The organism is Spirosoma sp. KNUC1025 (assembly GCF_045160025.1).
Classification (GTDB): domain Bacteria; phylum Bacteroidota; class Bacteroidia; order Cytophagales; family Spirosomataceae; genus Spirosoma.
In genome coordinates, this window is sequence record NZ_CP087139.1 from 2,840,044 (window position 1) to 2,857,758 (window position 17,715).

Below are 17,715 nucleotides of genomic sequence, written 5' to 3' on the forward strand. Positions count from 1 at the left end.
AGTTAGAAAGTTTGTTTCATGACAACGGCCGAAGACGGGCAAAGCAAACTAAACTGAGTTGTCTGCTGAATTGATTCGGGAGCTTCACTGCGATTGACACGTTGAAATCCGAACCGTTCGAAGTAACGGTCAGCCGTAGTAGTAAGCAGATACAAGTTACTGACGGACTGTTGCCTGGCAGCCTCATGAGCCGTGTTAAAAAGTTTTTGCGCAATACCCCGACTCCGGTAATTTTCATCGACACAAACCGAACGTAACAGACCGACTTGCCCGTAAATCTCTATCCCAATTGAGCCAATAATCTGACCGTCTGCAACCGCCAGCCAGAAATGAGATAAGTCCTGTGGCAAATCATCAGCCGATAAGTGATTGCGGTTCAGGAGCTGGGCCAGTTCAGGGACCTGTTCGGCATCAGCGGGTTTGATTGCAATAGACATGTTTTTGAGAATAATAATTGACCGTAAACTTCCCGAAAAGCTTCCCTTTCGGGAAATTGATACACAGACTAACAGCAGTCTGCATCGCAACAGCACTCGCCGTTGTCGGTGCAACAATCGTCGATTTCACAGCAATCAGCTATTTCCATGATTCATCGTGATTAAACGTGAAAAATGTATGTACGTGCTTCGAAGCCAGTTTAAAAATTATCGCATTATTGCGATGATTGAGGGCTAAAAAATTAACAGCAGCTCTGTTCAACAGGCTGGTTCATAAAACCTGCAAATAATTGACGCGCTTCTTCCCAAACCGTTTCATTAATACAATAGCAGACGCGGGGCGGATCGATACTGCCTTTGATGATGCCGATACGTTTAAGCTCTTTCAAGTGCTGTGATACCGTAGCCTGCGCCAGTGGAAGCTCGTCGACCAGATCGCCACATATACAGGCTTTTCGCTCAATCAACAATTGTAGAATAGCTACCCGAGCCGGATGGGCAAACGCCTTGGCAAGCTCCGCTACACGGTTTTCGTGCTCAGTGAATATTTCGGTTTTTGTCAATCCCATCTTTATAAATTCAATCAATAGATAATTGATCGCAATATTACGATAAAGTAAAATTCCATGCAAATTCTCTTTGCAACATGTACTTTCCCTGATTCTATGAAACTCTATAAAACCAGCGCTGGCTTCGTTGTTGAATCTCAAAACCAATTTTATACGGTTCCGGGTACCGATTGGGATACGTTAGTCAACCGGGAAGATCTATATGATTTTTTATACCAGATAACCACAACTTCAGCCGCATCAGTCGACTATCAAACCTGGGTTCAGACGAGTTTGCTGGCTCCCATTGGGCGCCAGGAAGTGTGGGCGTCGGGTGTTACGTACCTGAGGAGTCGGAACGCCCGGATGGAAGAATCAAAAAAATCCGGGGGCGATAATTTTTATGATCGGGTTTATGATGCCGAGCGCCCGGAATTGTTTTTCAAGGCGACGCCCGAGCGGGTGGTGGGTCCGGGTGCCAATGTTCGTATCCGCGCCGATTCGACCTGGAACGTACCCGAGCCAGAACTGACCTTGTTTATTACGTCGACGGGTAAAATCGTAGGGTACACCTGCGGTAATGATATGAGTTCACGGAGTATCGAAGGCGAAAACCCGCTCTATCTGCCCCAGGCCAAATCGTACGATGGGGCAGCTGCACTGGGACCGTGCCTGTACGTGCCCGAATCGCCTATTTCGCCCGATACACAAATTCAGCTAGAAGTCATTCGGGATGAGCAGGCTGCCTTTACGGGCAACATTGCCATCAGTCAGATGAAGCGACAGCATACCGAATTGGTCTCCTTTTTGTTTCGGGAGTGCTCATTTGCCAATGGTTGTTACCTGATGACCGGCACCGGCATTGTTCCCTCCGACGATTTTACGTTACGCTCCGGCGACCAGATCAGCATCACCATTGATGGCATTGGAACATTAATGAATACCGTTGCCTAATAGCCCGGTAAGTCGCGTCTCATGGGTATCGGCAACAGAACCAAACCGACCATGAGACGCGATCAATTACTTCGCTACGTCAATTGGATTGTTAACCGTGAGGTGATCGACGGTCAGCGAGCGGATGTGTACATCGCCTAATGTTATTTTCTGAACGGCTAATCGACGAATAGCCAAAGCGCCAATCGCTACCGCCCCTATGGCCAGTGAGCCAAGTGCCAGTGCACCAATGGCTGAAGCCCCGATAGCCGAAGCGCCAACAGCTTGTTTCCTGATAACCAGACCTTTTTTGCTCATAAGAAATAAACCTGATAGGTGTCTATCTAACTGTAAACCGGTTTGATATGTTACGATTCCGCGATAACTCTGATGCCGGTTTTTACTTCGGAAACCTTCGTTCGTAAAGCTTCCAGCGAATCATCCATAACCGTTACGTGTCCCATTTTGCGGAAAGGCTTCGTGATCGCTTTTCCGTAAAAAAACGGGAATACGCCTGGCATCGCCAACAGGTTTTCCAGTCCTTCGTACACGGCCGGGCCAGTATAACCCTCTTCACCAAGCAAATTCACCATAGCTGCTGGCTGGTAAGCTACTGTGTTGCCGAGTGGTAAGTTCAGAATGGCCCGCCAGTGCTGCTCGAATTGCGACGTAACGTTAGCCCGGATGGTGTGATGACCGCTGTTGTGCGGTCGCGGGGCTACTTCGTTGATCAGTACGTTTCCCTGTTTATCCAGAAACAGTTCAACGGCCAGCAGGCCGACTATACCGAAGGCGTCGGCGGTTCGATGCGCGATGTCCTGTGCCTGCTGATCAATTGTGGCTGAGATTTCAGCAGGTGCAAACAGATACTCGACCAGATTTAGCTCTGGATGAAACACCATCTCGACCGTTGGGAATGTCTGTACGTCACCCTGCTCATTACGCGCTACGATAACGGCCAGTTCTTTCTCAAAATCAACGGCCTTCTCCAGAACTCCCGGCGCATCGAATGCTTTTCCAACATCCGTAACAGTCGCAATTCGCTGTACGCCACGGCCATCGTAGCCATCGCGCCCCAGTTTATGAAAAGCAGGGAAAAAATCAGGCTGGTGAATTTCCAAAAGTGCTACGTCGGCGCGGTTTTCGGTCAGAATAAAATCGGCTGTCGGCAGGTTATGATCGCGGTAGAATTGTTTCTGAAGACGTTTGTCCTGAATCGTGCGAATAACCGACGGTTGCGGAAATACGCGCTTGCCTTCTCTTTCGAGTGCTTCGAGTGCATCGACGTTAACGCGTTCAATTTCAATGGTTAATACGTCGACGGTCTGGCCGAATCGATAGACGGTATCGTAGTCCGTTAGCGAGCCTTGGGTAAACTGGGTGCAGAGATGACGGCAGGGCGCTTCGGCGTCGGGATCGAGAATATGAACACGGAGGTTCCAGTCGATAGCGGCCTGTAGGAGCATCAGGCCAAGCTGGCCCCCGCCAAGAATACCAATAGTCGGTGTCAAAACAGTGAAAGAGCGAAAAAGTGAATGAGCAAAAAGCGCACGAAATTAATTATTCGCTCATTCTCTCATTCACTCTTTCGCTCTTTTTTTAGTGTTTCTGCGTAATATCGGAGCCGCCCGATTTACTTTTCGACACCACTTTGGCAGGGCCATAATAGTAGATATCAGAACCACCGGTGGCCTGCATACTTAATTTCTGCGAAGCGTTGATATATACATCGGCGCCCCCAGACGAATTGGCCCAGCAGACATCTGAAGTCAGTTTTCGGGCATCGAGTTCAGAGCCGCCAGACCCGCTAACGTAGAGCGTTTGTGCTGACCCCTGCAAAATGGCATCTGACCCACCGTTGGCATCCACATCCAGCTGATTGGCTTTGAGGGTCAGCTTGATATCAGAACCGCCAGAGGCACCCAGTTCTAATTTATTGAACGTTAACACTCCCTGCCCGTATAAATCGGCTCCGCCAGACACATGCAGGCTTACTAGCTGTTTAAATGTAATATACGCTTTTACATGATTGGCGCGGCTCAAGCTTAAGTCCCTGAAACGTCTGCGTTTAATATCCAGGTACAAAATACCTTTTTTTACGAATGACTTTACCAGCCTCTCATTAACACCCGTTCCCTGCAAGATGAGTTTTTCGGACTTGCCCTGTGAGAGATAAACGTCGATACCATTGCCTACCTTCAAGCCTTTAAAGCTCGCAACCGGACGATCTTTTTTCCAGTCATCAGCTAACGGATACAGACCCGAAGTCAGTATCAGCAGTGACGTAATAAATGTTATCATTTGTTTATATGTTTAAGGTTAATCGAAGACGACTTTAAGTTTATAATGTTAGATTCCGAATTCAAAAAGATGTCCGGTTTCAGCAGTAGCTTTGTCCGTTACCGGACGTTGCTTTATGAAGAGGTAACGTTAAAAATCTATTAATCAGTATGCTAAGATTCTGGCACGACGCTTGATTCTTAAAGAATTGCCTATAAGAAGGATGAATTTTCGACTATTCTACCCTTACCTTTTCTATTATTTTGTGACCAGCAACGTGGCTGGGCACTCGTAAACGCTGACTTAATAATATCTTAACCACTGTTGTTCAAAAGTAACCAATTATGATTCAACTCCGCAACGTCGCCAAGTTTTATCCCGCCGGGTTTGGTCGGGTCTATGTGTTGCGTAATATCAACCTCGACATCGCTCAGGGAGAGTTTGTGTCAATTATGGGCCCGTCCGGGTCAGGTAAGTCAACACTACTGCATATTCTGGGCCTACTTGAGGAACCTTCTGAAGGTGAGTATTTCTTTGACGATCAGCCAGTTCAGAAATTATCGGAACGGAAACGTACCGAACTCCACCGGACACGGATTGGCTTTGTGTTTCAGGCTTATCACCTGATTGATGAACTAACCGTATACGAAAACATCGAAACCCCACTGCTTTACAAAGGCTTAAATGGAGCCGAACGAAAGAGCCGGGTTGCCGAACTTCTCGACCGGTTTAATATTGTGGCCCGGAAAGACTTGTTCCCGGCGCAGTTATCGGGTGGGCAGCAACAACTGGTAGGTATTGCCCGGGCGTTAGCGGCTGAGCCTTCCGTGATTTTCGCCGATGAGCCAACAGGCAATTTACATTCTGACCAGGCCCGCGACATCATGGAACTGTTCCGTGAGCTAAACCAGAAAGATGGCGTAACTATCGTGCAGGTAACGCACTCTGAAGTCAATGCCGAGTATGGTACGCGGATTATCCGGTTGAAAGATGGCTGGCTGGAAGACCCTTCAGCGGTGAAGTTGAGCGAAGAGGGGGTTAAGTAGTTTCGTTGCGTTCTCAAAAGCTGATTCAGTGGTGTCAACCTGTACGTCATTTAGGCCGTGTAACCATTGAATGCCCATTACATTGGCGCAAAATAAGGCATTGGCCTGTGAAAGCGTATCGAGAGGATAAAGTCCTTCCACGATAGAGATATCTGACTGCTGGGCTAAGCGAAGCAGTTGCCGACGAATAATTCCGTTGATACAACCTGTTTGCAACGAAGGCGTAAACAGCGTTCGACCAGTGAGCCAGAACAGATTCGACGCCAGACACTCGGCCAGATACCCTTTTGTATCGAGTAGTATGACCTCGTCAAAATTATTTTGCTGCTTGTAAAGACCTGCCAGTACGTAGGGGAGGGCATTCAGGGTTTTAAAGGCCGAAACCGGAGATGGCGATAAGCGGAAAGCTTTATAAAGTCCAACTTTCGTTTTTTCAGTAACCGAAAATGAATGACCAGCCTGAGCCGTAATCAATACGTTGGTATCTTTCGTAGCGGGGGTATACAGGCCACCCGGTTTCCGCCAAACCTGAATCTTGATACGGGCATCCTGATTGGCAAGGTCATTGGCAGAAAGTACTTGTCGAATACGCTGGTAGATTGTCTCAGCGGTGAATCCAGAAGGCAGGCTGAGTTGCATCGCTGACATGCCTGTAGTAAGCCGGTCGAAGTGATCGGACCAGAACCAGACCGTGCTGTTTTCATAACGAATGGTTTCAAAAAGACCGTCACCGTATTGAAAGGCTCTGTCATTTAGTGCGAGCTGAAAATTGCTCTCAGAAAGTATATCCGAATTATAAACCAGAAACATGCTTAGTTTGCGCCGTTTATCCCAAAACGATAGCCGCGCCGAAGGTAAGTTTGTAACATTGAACCATCAAAATTATGTGTAAGCAAGTGGCGTGGAAACAGATAAAGGTCGCAGTGGCCTTATTGCTAACGGCAGGTTTGTCGGCAACATTCGCGCAGAATGCGTCGCCGGGTACCCCCGTTGCCAGTGCATCATCCCGGCTGAATTTACAACAATGCATTGAGATCGCTCAGCAGAATAACATTCTTATCCGGCAAGGAAAACTGACCGTAGCGAACACGGACCTGCAGTTTCGACAATCGCGGCTCAATCTACTGCCAAACGCGGTTTTTCAGGCCAATCAGGCGGTCAATGGCGGACGTAGTATCAACCCACAGTCCAACGAATTCGTCCAACAGCTGATTAATTCCAGTAGTTTTCAGCTAAATACATCGGTCACGCTGTACAACGGTGGCGTATTACGTAGCACGATTCAGCAAAATAATCTGGCTCTTCAGGCCAGCCAGCAGGAGTTGAATGCTACACAGAATAATGTTGCCCTTACGGTTGCCCAAAATTATCTGAACGTATTGACAGGTACGGAGCAATTGGCCGTAGCTCAACGTCAGGCAGACGTAACGCGGGCTCAACTGGAGCGGACACAGCGCCTGGTGAATGCCGGATCGGCCCCCGAAGCCAATTTGTTCGACCTGCGGGCTACACTGGCCAGCAATGAAGTAGATATAGTAACCGCTCAGAACACCCTTGATCTGGCTAAAGTGTCGTTACTCCAAGCTATGAACGTGCCTATTAACCAGGACTTTGATGTGGAGCAGATCAATGTGCCTGATCCGGGATTAGATCCGTATACAGCTACAGTCCAGCAACTCTATGATGTTGCCTCTACTAATCTGCCTGAAGTGAAAGGAGCCGATTTACGCGTTAAAAGCGCAACGCAGGGTGTTCAGGTTGCCAAAGGGGGGCTATACCCAACGCTTTCACTGAATGGTGGTTTGAGTACGCTTTTTTCGAGTGCTGCCAGTACACAAGCACAAAATGGACAGGTAATTGGTCAGGCAACAGTCGGTTACTTTATAGATCCTGTAACAGGAACTCAGCTGCCAGTCACTACGCCTATACAAGGCGTTGATGTTAATGGAATTGCGTATGGAACTCAATTAAAGAACAACTTTAGCCAATCGTTATCGTTGTTTTTGCGGGTTCCGATTTTTCAGGGTAATTTGTCCCGCAACCGTATTACAACTGCGAAAATTCAGCAACAAAATGCTGAGTTGACAGCGTTAAACACCCGGCTGACTCTACGCCAGCAAATTGAAACCGCTTACACTAATATGCGGGCTGGTGCAAACCGGTATAAGGCCACCCAGGCGCAGGTAGCTTCGCTGGAGCGGGCGTTCCAGATGGCCGAAAGCCGATTAAACGCTGGAGCCATCAATGCAACTGATTATAGTATTGCGAAAAGCAATCTTGATCGGGCACGGGCAAGCCTGGTGCAGGCGAAGTACGATTACGTATTCCGAACGAAAATTCTAGACTATTACCAAAATAAATCGATAAGTTTTAATTAATGAGCGAAAGGGCGAAAGCATGAAAGAGTGGGTAATGAATTCACTTTGCTCTTTCATCGACCTGGCAAGTCGGCTTTCATACTTTCGCTCATGCACTCATTATGAAGAAGTCAAACCGTATTTGGTGGATATTAGGTGGACTGGTTATTCTGATTGTTGGTGGCCTTATAGCAGCAAAACAAACCGGCCTCATAGGTAAACCAAAAGCGACAGAAGTTGATTTTGCCCTGGTTAAACGGGCTAATATTACCGAACGGGTGAGTGCGTCCGGCCGTGTACAGCCACAGGTTGAAGTGAAAATAAGTCCAGACGTATCGGGCGAAATCATTGGCCTGTACGTAAACGAAGGTGACCCTGTAAAAGCGGGTCAATTGCTGTGCCGCATCCGTCCCGACAACTACGAATCTATGATGGCGCGTGCACGGGCTACGGTCAACCAGAGTCGTGCGCAGCTGGAACAGTCGAAAGCCTCTGTCTCTCAGTCGAGTGCGCGGTTGATTCGTGCCAAGGCCGACTACGAACGAAACCGGAAATTATTTGCGGACAAGGTCGTTTCGTCGGCTGATCTGGAAACCAGCGAGGCTAACTATAACGTAGCCAAACAGGAAGTTGAAGCCGCGAACGCGAATGTCAGAGCATCCCAATTCAACATCCAGAGCGCCGAAGCCAGCCTGCGCGATGCCAGCGAAAACCTGCGCAAAACAACCATTTACAGCCCTGTAAACGGAACGGTTTCCAAACTCAACATCGAATTGGGCGAGCGGGTAGTAGGAACCTCGCAAATGGCCGGTACTGAAATCATGCGGATTGCGAATCTGCAAAACATGGAGGTACGTATCAATGTCAACGAGAATGACATTGTGCGGGTGAATCTGGGCGACACGGCTGATATTGAGGTTGATTCTTACACAGCAGCCGGACGCAAATTCAAAGGGGTTGTTTACGAAATTGCCAATACGGCCAACGGTCTGACAAGTTCATCGGGTGCCGCAGCGGCTTCTCTTTCGGCAGATGCCGTAACTGAATTTGAGGTGAAAGTGAAAATCCTCAACAACTCCTACAGCGACCTGCTGGCCCAAAAAGATAAAAAGGGTTATCCGTTTAAACCGGGGATGACGGCATCCGTGGAGATTCTCACTGACCGCAAATCGGGCGTACTGGCCGTACCCATTGCCGCCGTTACCACACGTGGTGCTGATTCAACAGCGCTCGATCTGGAAGAAATAAAGGATAGACCCACCGGCACGGTTGATGACAAACCGATAAACCAGCAAGAAAAGAAAGAAAAACCGAAAGAGGTGGTCTTTGTTAATGTGGATGGGAAAGCTACGTTGCGTGAGGTAAAAACAGGTATCAGCGATTTCGAAAATATTGAGATTATATCAGGATTGAAACAAGGCGAGCAAATTGTATCGGGACCGTTTATCGCCGTTTCGAAGAAACTGAAGAATGGCGAACTCGTTGTCAAGCGTGATCCGAGCAAGACCAAGAAAGATGAGAAAACAGAGGAGTAAAGTCTGTAATTAAACCTATAAGGTTTTTGAAACCTTATAGGTTTGAACGTAACTGTGTAATAATCAGAACCCAAACTCCCAATCCTCACCTGAAGGGGCGACGCAAATCTGTTTATGGAAAGCTATATACGGTTCGATGCCGCCGAACCAGTCTAACACGGCGTTACGTTCTAAACGTGTTGGTTTTTTGCTGCCAATCGAATGGAGAGATGAATAGGCCCAATCGCTTGCATCCCGACAAAATTCATGATGAACTGGATTACGGTGAATATAGGCCAATAACGCAGTGAAATATACTTCTGTTTCTACAGGTTTTCGGCGTAAATAGTCAAGGAACAGCGCTCCTTTTCGGTCAAACCGACGGTTGAATGATTTTGCGTAACTGTTGCAGAAATTACTAAACTGCTGCATTACAAAAGAAGGATAATCGAGGGAGAGATTTTGTTCTAGTGGTAGTTTTTTCTGCTGTCGATAGTAGGTCATTAATTCCTCTTCCTCACGAATCTGAACCAGCAAATGAAAGTGATTTGGCATCAAGCAATACGCATAAGTACGTGCTACGGGAAAAACGTGTTGACCGTAACGCTTCAAGAAAAATAAATAATTTTCGTGCTGCCGAAATAAGTTTTCGTTACCAACGGCATGGTTATAAAGGTGATAATATTGTCCGGGAAGCAGAGGAGAATTGTACATTGATACGGATTTTAAACCTATAAGGCTTCTGAAAACCTTATAGGTTTGGTTTTTCAGTTAGACGCCTATGCTGTCTAATTGTATCATGGAAACCTATAAGGTTTTAGAAACCTTATAGGTTTGATTTACACTTTCTTCTTTTCTTTACCCCATGAAAGTAACGCAACCGATTCGGGTGACAATGGTGGGGGGAGGGAGCTGGGCAACGGCACTCATAAAGATTCTCTCCGAAAATAATGTCAGTATTAAATGGTGGCTTCGTAAAGTATCGGATGCTGAACACATCAAGAAATTCGGCCACAATCCCAGCTATTTAAGCGACGTTCAGATCAACACCCGTAAAGTAAAAGTCTGTACGAAAATACGCGATGCCGTCCGCGATAGCGACTACGTAGTGCTGGCAGTGCCGGCTGCTTTTATCGCTGACGCCTTGACAGGACTCAAGCCCGAACACTTTTCAGGCAAGTGTATTGTATCGGCTATAAAAGGGATGATTCCCGAGGCTAATCAGCTGGTTACAGATTGGGTAAGCGAACAATATAACGTACCTGCCGAACGGATGTCAGTGATTGCCGGACCCTGCCATGCTGAAGAAGTGGCCCTCGAAAAACATTCGTACCTGACGATCGCGTCACCTGATCCGGTCTGTGCCGAAGGGGTGGCGAATTTGCTACGGTGTCGGTTTGTCGAAACGACTCCGGTAGACGACATCTACGGCATTGAATACAGTGCTGTCATGAAAAATATTATTGCGTTGGCCTGTGGTATAACCCGGGGCTTAGGCTATGGCGATAATTTTCAGGCTGTGCTAGTTTCGAATGCGATGCAGGAAATCAAACGATTTGTCGATGCTATCTATCCCAAACATCGTGATTTGAGTGGCTCCGCGTATCTGGGTGATTTGCTTGTTACGGCCTATTCGCCGTTTAGCCGGAACCGAACATTTGGTACGCTCATTGGCCGGGGTTATACGATTCAATCGGCCCAGGCCGAGATGAATATGATTGCGGAAGGGTATTACGCCGTAAAAAGCATTCACGAAATTAACCGGCAGTTTGGCGTCAACATGCCCATTACAGAAGCTGTTTATACTATTTTATACGAACGAGCAGCACCAACCAGCGAAATGAATGGGCTTAAACAACTGCTGAAATAAGGTTCCAACCGTGTTTAGCGCTACTTTCTTCCGACTGACGGCCAAAAACAAAGGTCCCCTGACTCATCAGGAGACCTTCATACCGTTTATAGCGTTGTCGGTAATGGTTACCGGCAGTTGTGCCTTAGCAAAAATTACTTCGCGCTATCAGCCGACATTGTCGAAGCGGAATCGGTAGCCATCGTAGAGTCGGTAGCCATCGTCGAAGTAGAATCCGTCGTCGTTGTCGTTGTTTCAGTTGATTCGGTCTTTTTCGAGCTGCAAGACGTTGCAAGAGCGATCATAGCCATGAAAAAGAAGGCGGATTTCGTTATAGCTTTCATAGTTTTGGGAATGTTTTCGTTTACGTGATTAATAGATTAATGTCAACGTTAATACCCGATCGAGAAAAAGGTAACCCAACAAATTTTAAATTTTTTTTTGGGTTACGTCTGACACCTTTTTGTATTAAGTAATGACTCAACTCAATGAAGGAAAGTAGGCTGCCCGTATTGACTGACGAAGAGTTATTGACGGGTTTGGCTAATGGCTCCGACGATGCACTGTCGCAATTATACCGCCGATATTTTCCAATGGTACTCCATTTTGTAACCACAAACAGTGGTAGTGAAGATGATGCCAAGGATATTTATCAGGAAGCGCTGATTGTGTTGTATGAGAAAGTAAGGAGTGGTTCGCTGGAATTACACTGTCAACTGAAAACGTACCTGTACTCAATAGGTAGACGTTTGTGGCTCAAACAGTTGACGCAGCGTAGCCGGTACATGGTACGTGATATCGAAACGCCGGCATCGGACGAACTGGCGCTCGAACAAATCAGCGACGATGTGCTGGATCATGAAGAACGCGACCGGCAGTTTACGCTAATGGCCGATTCACTTGACCGCCTGGGCGAACCCTGTCGAACGCTGCTGGAGGATTTTTACATCCAGCATCTGAGTATGCAGGATATCACCGAAAAGTTTGGGTATACAAACGCCGATAACGCCAAAACGCAGAAGTACAAATGCCTGATGCGGCTGAAGCGGCTCTTCTTTTCGGAGTACAAATGAATACTTAACCGGTTTTGACGAGCTGGCTTTTAATCACAAAAGTATCTGGCTCTCTGAGCGTTAATACTACGTAACGACAACAATGGAAATGAACGAGGAAAAAGACATCGAAAACGCATTACGTGCTTACGGTGAACGGATTCGGTTCAAACGGAAGCTGGCGAAAATACAGGCAAGCATCGACATGGATGTTGTGCGCCAGGAAGCAAATTCCTACAGCTCTCAGGCGGAATCGTCGGGTCAGATTCGGATGCTTTGGCAAACGTATCGGACTACGTTGGCCGTCGCTGCGTCGGTCGCGCTGATCACTACGTTCGGATCAATTTTTCTGTACCGGTCCTATCAGCAGGGGCATAAGCAACAGGAGCAGCAATACAGTCTGTTAAGCAAGGAAATTCAGGCGGTAAAATCGTCTCAGCGGCAGATTCTGAACGACATTAATGGACGTGGACGCGGCCTGAGTATTAACCCGGCACAAGTAGCGGGCTCCGGCTTTCTACTGACGTCGGATGGGTATTTCGTCACCAACAATCACATCGTTCGCGAAGCTGATTCAGTCTACGTTCAAAGTGCCAAAGGGGAAGTCTTTAAAGCGCGTGTTGTGTATACGGACCAGTCGCGGGATGTGGCTATTCTACAACTCTGCGACGATAGTGCTTTTCGGACATTGCCGCCTGTGCCATATGCTTTCGATCCGCGCCCGTCAGATTTAGGCGAACGCGTTTATACACTCGGCTACCCGCGCGAAGAAATCGTTTATGGAGAGGGGTACCTTAGCTCTGGAACTGGGTACCGCGGTGATTCCACGGCTTATCAGGTTGCTATTGGTGTGAACCCCGGTAACTCCGGCGGGCCGCTCCTCGACGAGAAAGGTAACGTAATCGGTATGATCAGTGGGAAACAAACCACATCAGAAGGGGTCAGTTTTGCTATCAAAACGAATTACCTGCTTGAAGCGCTGAATAACATTCCTCCCGATTCACTGAAGGAATTACCCATTCGCCTGAATCGGAAGAATACATTAACGGATCTGAACCGCAAGCAGCAGATTAAGCGGATGCAGGATTACGTTTATCAGGTGAAAGTATTCAAACACAAGGAGTAACGTTAGCAACCTATTTCTACGTCCCGGTTTAAAATTTTTAAGCCGGGACGTAGTGTTTATGGGCTTTCTGAAAATCCTCAAACATTTGCTTCAGATGCTTGTTATTGGATATAATAAACTGAACTCAACACTATGAAAAAGTTAATGATGCTAGCTACGGCCCTCGTTTTTTCAGCGGCCGTTGTATTTGCTCAGGATACGAAGCAAAATGCTAAAGAAACAGCTCACCAGGCTAAGGAAACCACAAAAGCAGCCGGCAGAAAAGTAGGGCGCGAAGCCGATAAAGCAGGCGACAAAATCTCGACTGCTGCTAAAAATACCAAGGAAGACGTTAAAGACGGGACCAATAAGGCGCTGAACAAAGCCGACCGTAAAATGAAAAAAGCGGAACGTAAAATGGACAATTCCAAATAGGGTCTGTTTGCCAACTTCATTAACTGCGCCACTTTTTACTGAAGTGGCGCAGTTTTTTATTGAAATTAACCGAACTTCAGTTGTCCATTGTTACGTTCCTCTGGTACATTCTGTTGCTTGTCATTTTCTTATGAATTCAGCTGTTTCTGTACTTCTGTTTGGTATTACCCGTGACCTTACCGGGCAATCGATGGTGTCTGTGCCGCTTACTGAGGGCGCCAGTGTCGGCGATTTACTCGTTAAATTACGTCAGGACTATCCTGCACTGGCAGGTATACGATCGCTTTTGGTCGCTGTAAATGGTGAATATGCTGAGATGAATCAGCTATTGGGACAACGAGACGAAATTGCGCTTATCCCTCCGGTAAGTGGCGGATAAATTCAATAGCTAGTCCAGCTCTGATTGATTCACTACACTGTTCCTTACCCGTTATTTTTTATGATTATCCTTACTTCGGAACCAATTGATGTAGCCTCGGCCCTGAACGATCTTCAGTCTGCACAGGCAGGCGCCATTGATATTTTTCTGGGTGTAGTGCGTGATAATACCAACGAACGTTCTGTCGATCGGCTTGAATACGAAGCGTATGATCGCATGGCTGTTAGCGAAATGCAGAAAATTGCAGATGATGCCAATGAGCGCTGGCCTTTGTTACGGTATACAATTATTCACCGGAAAGGAACGCTGCAGATTGGTGAAATCGCCGTATTGATTGGCGTGGCTACCGCCCACCGCGCCGAAGCGTTTGAAGCCTGTCGCTATATCATTGATACCATTAAGCAGACGGTACCAATCTGGAAAAAAGAAGTGTTTTCGGATGGCGAGCAGTGGGTTAATGCGCATCCGTAGAACAGAGAGGAGTAGCTGCTGACTTACGGCTTACTTCACCACATACGTTCCCATGATAGGGTAGTGGTCGGAATCGGTGACGTAATTGATCGTCTCGAAATTCAGTACGGGTAAACTCGGGTCATGAAACTGATGATCGATTCGAATAAAATTGGGTATGTGGTTGTACGTGAAGCCAAATCCATGCCCTTCCTCTTCAAAACTGCTGGGTAACAACCGGCGCATGCGCTCATAAACGACGCCGTAGGGGGTATCGTTAAAATCGCCGGTAACAATGACTGGATAGGGGCTATTCCTGACGTACTGCTGGACTTTGGTAATTTGAGCGTCGCGCTGGATAAAGCCGTTACGTAAAGCACTTAATACGCCCCGCGTTTCATGTTTCACTTCGTTCATCTGGTCTGTTTCCAGAACTTTTCCCAAGCGAATACCCATCGAATGAAGGTGTACATTGATAATCCGAATTGTGTCGTTACCAACCTTGATGTCGGCCCATAATAGCCCATTAGGAATTTCAAACGGTTCGCGACCCCATTTGGTAATGGGGTAGATGGAGAAGATTGCCATACCAAAGGCTCCGCCATGACTTTGGTAATTTTCAGGGTGTAAAATGCAGGAGTAGGGATAGCCGGCTTTCCGGAATCGTTGAAAAAAATTATAATCGGGAGAAATAGTAGACGTGTAGAATTCCTGGAAACACTTAACAGGCGCGTCGACACGTAACACGTAATTGGCTAACCGTCGGAAGCGTGGTGATGAGGGGTAGGTACCGAGTGTGGGAAGATCAAGGTCAAACGTTTTTACGTTGTAGCTAAACACTTTTAGCGGAATGCCCTCGCCCGTAAACTCTTTAATCTGATTCCAACCAAACGTACGGGAACCAAACAACCCTATTCCGACCAGTAAAACGATGCCCGATAACCAGCTTCGCCAGGGGCGGGCAAAAAGCCATAGAATGACGACGATGAAGTTTAGCATCCAGGCAACAGGAATCGTTATCATGATTAACCCGGCCGACCAGTGGTGCGTAGGCAGGTTATAAAGAAGCCAGTAGGCAAACCAGGTATATAAGACCAGCCAAAGATTGAGTGACCACAATAACGATCGAAAAAAAAGGTAATGAGATCCCCGATTCGCTTTCTTATTGTCATGTCGTAGTTGGTGAGCGTAATTGAAACCTTTGGCCAAAAATAAGGCATAACAACTGGAATGACCCTAACAGCAACCCGTAGGGGCTTGCGAACCATCTGGAAATGTATTATCTTTGTGGCACTTAAACCATATGGCATTGATTAAAAAAGGGAGTCGCACTCCCTTTTTTGTTAGCCTTACCTTATGGACGATAAAGAAAAGATAGCCGGATTGCTTGGGCCGTATCTGAACGACGGTCATTTTTATGTCGTTGATATTCAGGTTGCTGGCCGGCGAGGAGGTCACATTAAAGTGACAATTTTGCTCGACAGCGATGCGGGGATTACGATCGATGAATGCGCTGATATTAGCCGAAAGCTAGGCACGCAGATGGATGAGTTAAATTTTTTTGGAGAAGCTCCTTTTACGCTTGAAGTTTCTTCGCCGGGAGTTGACTATCCATTGACTGCGCCCCGTCAGTTTGTACGTAACGTAGGCAGGCAACTGGTAGTTACGCTGGCAGATGGGAACACCCGAAAAGGTACGCTTGAATCCGTAACCAGCGACCATATTGTTCTGGTTATTGAGCCCGAAAAAAAGCCGAAGAGTAAAAAGAAAAAAGAAGCGGATTTAATAACTGAAGCAGCGCCAGTCGGTCCTACGCCGATTCTGTTCAGTCAGATTAAAAAAGCAAATGTAGAAGTATCATTTAAATAGTCAGTAAGTCAGTCAGTTGATCAGCTCTACCTGAATAGAATGCTCACTAACTGCCTGACTGATCAACTCTAATACTACCATGACCAGTGGACTTTTAATCGAATCGTTTGCTGACTTTGCCCGGTCCAAAAATATTGACCGGCCAACCATGATCGCCATTCTGGAAGATGTTTTCCGGACGATGATTCGTAAAAAATATGGTACGGACGAAAATTTCGACGTAATTATTAACGCCGAAAGTGGCGATCTGGAAATGTGGCGGACACGCGAAATCGTGGACGATAATTCAGAAGATATTTGGGATTATGACAAAATCCCGTTGGCCGAAGCCCGGAAAATCCAGGATGACTTTGAAGTTGGCGAGCAGGTTGCCGAAGAAGTAAAACTGGAAGATTTTGGGCGTCGGGTTGTTCAGACAGCCCGCCAAACGCTGATTCAGAAGATAAAGGATATGGAAAAAGAGCTCCTTTATCAGAAATACAAAGATCAGGTTGGCGACTTGGTTGGTGCGGAAGTCTATCAGTTACTGAAGCATGAAATCATCCTGGTTGACGGCGAAAACAACGAATTGAGCCTGCCCCGCAACGAACAGATCCCGAAAGACCGGTATCGGAAAGGGGAGGCTGTAAAAGCCGTAATCAGCCGCGTCGAAATGCTGAACGGCACGCCTAAAATTGTTCTTTCGCGTACGTCGCCGGTATTCCTGGAGCGTCTGTTTGAAATTGAAGTACCTGAAATTTACGATGGACTAATTTCCATCCGTAAAATTGTTCGGGAACCAGGTGAGCGCGCTAAAGTTGCTGTTGAATCGTATGACGACCGCATTGATCCGGTAGGGGCCTGTGTTGGTATGAAGGGGTCACGTATTCACGGTATCGTTCGTGAACTGGGAAACGAAAACATTGACGTTATTAATTACACCGAAAATCTGGAACTGCTGATCAGTCGTGCGCTTAGCCCTGCTAAAATCAGCTCGATGCAGATTGATCGTGAAGCCAAACGGGTGTCGGTTTTCCTGAAGCCTGACCAGGTTTCGCTGGCCATTGGTAAAGGAGGACAGAACATCAAACTAGCTGGGCGGCTGGTTGATATGGAGATTGACGTATTCCGCGATAATGAAGGTCAGGAAGACGATGAAGACGTTGACCTGATGGAATTCTCCGACGAAATCGATGAATGGATGATCGATGAGCTTCGAAAAGTTGGTCTCGATACAGCGAAAAGCGTACTGGCACTTAGTAAAGAAGAACTGGTACGTCGGACAGACCTTGAGGAAGACACGGTTGAGGAAATTTTGAATATCCTCAAACAGGAATTTGAATAGAGAAGGAACGTATAATGAATAATGCAAACTGAACAATGATTCACCCTACTTCATTGCTCATTTTGCATTATTCATTATACATTCGACAAACGAGGGATTTTTATTGTTATAACTGTTGTTCATACCATATCAACAAC

The 17,715-nt window shown here is 46.9% G+C and carries 20 protein-coding genes; 12 read left to right on the forward strand and 8 right to left on the reverse strand.

Annotated elements, in window-relative coordinates; all coding sequences use genetic code 11:
- Nucleotides 1–2 precede the first annotated feature (2 nt).
- Nucleotides 3–437 (reverse strand): arsenic resistance N-acetyltransferase ArsN2, encoded by a 435-nt coding sequence (gene arsN2 / locus LN737_RS12325; RefSeq protein ID WP_405519226.1) that lies wholly within the window; start codon nucleotides 435–437, stop codon nucleotides 3–5.
- A gap of 242 nt (nucleotides 438–679) precedes the next feature.
- Nucleotides 680–1,006, reverse strand: a complete 327-nt coding sequence (locus tag LN737_RS12330) for a helix-turn-helix transcriptional regulator (RefSeq protein WP_405519227.1) — start codon at nucleotides 1,004–1,006, stop codon at nucleotides 680–682.
- Between the two features lie 96 nt (nucleotides 1,007–1,102).
- Between LN737_RS12330 and LN737_RS12335 the strand changes: the two genes are divergently transcribed.
- A complete protein-coding gene (locus LN737_RS12335) occupies nucleotides 1,103–1,939 on the forward strand; it encodes a fumarylacetoacetate hydrolase family protein (protein ID WP_405519229.1) in 837 nt (278 codons plus the stop codon).
- 66 nt (nucleotides 1,940–2,005) lie between these two features.
- Here LN737_RS12335 and LN737_RS12340 read toward each other — a convergent pair whose 3' ends face one another.
- The 3 genes from LN737_RS12340 to LN737_RS12350 all read right to left on the reverse strand — a co-directional run bounded on the left by LN737_RS12340 (nucleotide 2,006) and on the right by LN737_RS12350 (nucleotide 4,219).
- Nucleotides 2,006–2,236 carry a hypothetical protein gene (locus LN737_RS12340; protein WP_405519231.1) on the reverse strand — a complete coding sequence of 77 codons (231 nt, stop codon included), beginning with the start codon at nucleotides 2,234–2,236 and terminating at the stop codon, nucleotides 2,006–2,008.
- Nucleotides 2,237–2,286: 50 nt separating this feature from the next.
- Nucleotides 2,287–3,429 (reverse strand): 5-(carboxyamino)imidazole ribonucleotide synthase, encoded by a 1,143-nt coding sequence (locus LN737_RS12345; protein ID WP_405519233.1) that lies wholly within the window; start codon nucleotides 3,427–3,429, stop codon nucleotides 2,287–2,289.
- 88 nt (nucleotides 3,430–3,517) lie between these two features.
- Entirely contained in the window at nucleotides 3,518–4,219 is a 702-nt protein-coding gene (locus LN737_RS12350; protein WP_405519236.1) for a head GIN domain-containing protein, read from the reverse strand.
- Nucleotides 4,220–4,542: 323 nt separating this feature from the next.
- Between LN737_RS12350 and LN737_RS12355 the strand changes: the two genes are divergently transcribed.
- Entirely contained in the window at nucleotides 4,543–5,244 is a 702-nt protein-coding gene (locus tag LN737_RS12355) for an ABC transporter ATP-binding protein (RefSeq protein ID WP_405519238.1), read from the forward strand.
- Here LN737_RS12355 and LN737_RS12360 read toward each other — a convergent pair.
- A complete protein-coding gene (locus LN737_RS12360; protein WP_405519240.1) occupies nucleotides 5,209–6,054 on the reverse strand; it encodes an aminotransferase class IV in 846 nt (281 codons plus the stop codon). The two genes, LN737_RS12355 and LN737_RS12360, sit on opposite strands and share 36 nt — an antisense overlap.
- Before the next feature lie 74 nt (nucleotides 6,055–6,128).
- On the opposite strand from LN737_RS12360, the gene LN737_RS12365 reads away from it, so the two are divergent.
- Nucleotides 6,129–7,622: a TolC family protein gene (locus LN737_RS12365; RefSeq protein WP_405519242.1), complete on the forward strand. Its 1,494-nt coding sequence runs from the start codon at nucleotides 6,129–6,131 to the stop codon at nucleotides 7,620–7,622.
- Between the two features lie 98 nt (nucleotides 7,623–7,720).
- On the forward strand, nucleotides 7,721–9,136 hold the full coding sequence (locus tag LN737_RS12370) for an efflux RND transporter periplasmic adaptor subunit (protein WP_405520393.1): 1,416 nt from the start codon (nucleotides 7,721–7,723) through the stop codon (nucleotides 9,134–9,136).
- Between the two features lie 63 nt (nucleotides 9,137–9,199).
- On the opposite strand, the gene LN737_RS12375 is transcribed toward LN737_RS12370, so the two are convergent.
- Nucleotides 9,200–9,829, reverse strand: a complete 630-nt coding sequence (locus LN737_RS12375; protein WP_405519244.1) for a transposase — start codon at nucleotides 9,827–9,829, stop codon at nucleotides 9,200–9,202.
- A 151-nt stretch (nucleotides 9,830–9,980) separates the two neighbouring features.
- Here LN737_RS12375 and LN737_RS12380 point away from each other — a divergent pair, with 151 nt between their 5' ends.
- The 6 genes from LN737_RS12380 (at nucleotide 9,981) to LN737_RS12405 (ending at nucleotide 14,406) form a co-directional block, all read left to right on the forward strand.
- Nucleotides 9,981–10,985, forward strand: a complete 1,005-nt coding sequence (locus LN737_RS12380) for an NAD(P)H-dependent glycerol-3-phosphate dehydrogenase (RefSeq protein WP_405519245.1) — start codon at nucleotides 9,981–9,983, stop codon at nucleotides 10,983–10,985.
- A gap of 467 nt (nucleotides 10,986–11,452) precedes the next feature.
- Complete coding sequence (locus tag LN737_RS12385) at nucleotides 11,453–12,037, forward strand: RNA polymerase sigma factor (RefSeq protein ID WP_405519247.1); 585 nt, start codon at nucleotides 11,453–11,455, stop codon at nucleotides 12,035–12,037.
- Nucleotides 12,038–12,119: 82 nt separating this feature from the next.
- The gene (locus LN737_RS12390; protein ID WP_405519249.1) at nucleotides 12,120–13,142 is read left to right on the forward strand and encodes a S1C family serine protease; all 1,023 of its coding nucleotides are present in this window, start codon (nucleotides 12,120–12,122) and stop codon (nucleotides 13,140–13,142) included.
- Between the two features lie 132 nt (nucleotides 13,143–13,274).
- Nucleotides 13,275–13,556 carry a hypothetical protein gene (locus LN737_RS12395; RefSeq protein WP_405519251.1) on the forward strand — a complete coding sequence of 94 codons (282 nt, stop codon included), beginning with the start codon at nucleotides 13,275–13,277 and terminating at the stop codon, nucleotides 13,554–13,556.
- A 130-nt stretch (nucleotides 13,557–13,686) separates the two neighbouring features.
- Nucleotides 13,687–13,935 carry a MoaD/ThiS family protein gene (locus tag LN737_RS12400; protein WP_405519253.1) on the forward strand — a complete coding sequence of 83 codons (249 nt, stop codon included), beginning with the start codon at nucleotides 13,687–13,689 and terminating at the stop codon, nucleotides 13,933–13,935.
- A gap of 60 nt (nucleotides 13,936–13,995) precedes the next feature.
- On the forward strand, nucleotides 13,996–14,406 hold the full coding sequence (locus tag LN737_RS12405) for a molybdenum cofactor biosynthesis protein MoaE (protein WP_405519254.1): 411 nt from the start codon (nucleotides 13,996–13,998) through the stop codon (nucleotides 14,404–14,406).
- A 30-nt stretch (nucleotides 14,407–14,436) separates the two neighbouring features.
- Here the strand turns inward: LN737_RS12405 and LN737_RS12410 are convergent, their stop codons facing one another.
- Nucleotides 14,437–15,504 (reverse strand): endonuclease/exonuclease/phosphatase family protein, encoded by a 1,068-nt coding sequence (locus LN737_RS12410; protein ID WP_405519256.1) that lies wholly within the window; start codon nucleotides 15,502–15,504, stop codon nucleotides 14,437–14,439.
- A gap of 237 nt (nucleotides 15,505–15,741) precedes the next feature.
- Here LN737_RS12410 and rimP point away from each other — a divergent pair, with 237 nt between their 5' ends.
- Together rimP and nusA are read left to right on the forward strand one after the other, a co-directional pair.
- Nucleotides 15,742–16,254: a ribosome maturation factor RimP gene (gene rimP / locus LN737_RS12415; RefSeq protein ID WP_405519258.1), complete on the forward strand. Its 513-nt coding sequence runs from the start codon at nucleotides 15,742–15,744 to the stop codon at nucleotides 16,252–16,254.
- Nucleotides 16,255–16,333: 79 nt separating this feature from the next.
- On the forward strand, nucleotides 16,334–17,578 hold the full coding sequence (gene nusA, locus LN737_RS12420) for a transcription termination factor NusA (RefSeq protein ID WP_405519260.1): 1,245 nt from the start codon (nucleotides 16,334–16,336) through the stop codon (nucleotides 17,576–17,578).
- Nucleotides 17,579–17,715: the final 137 nt, after the last annotated feature.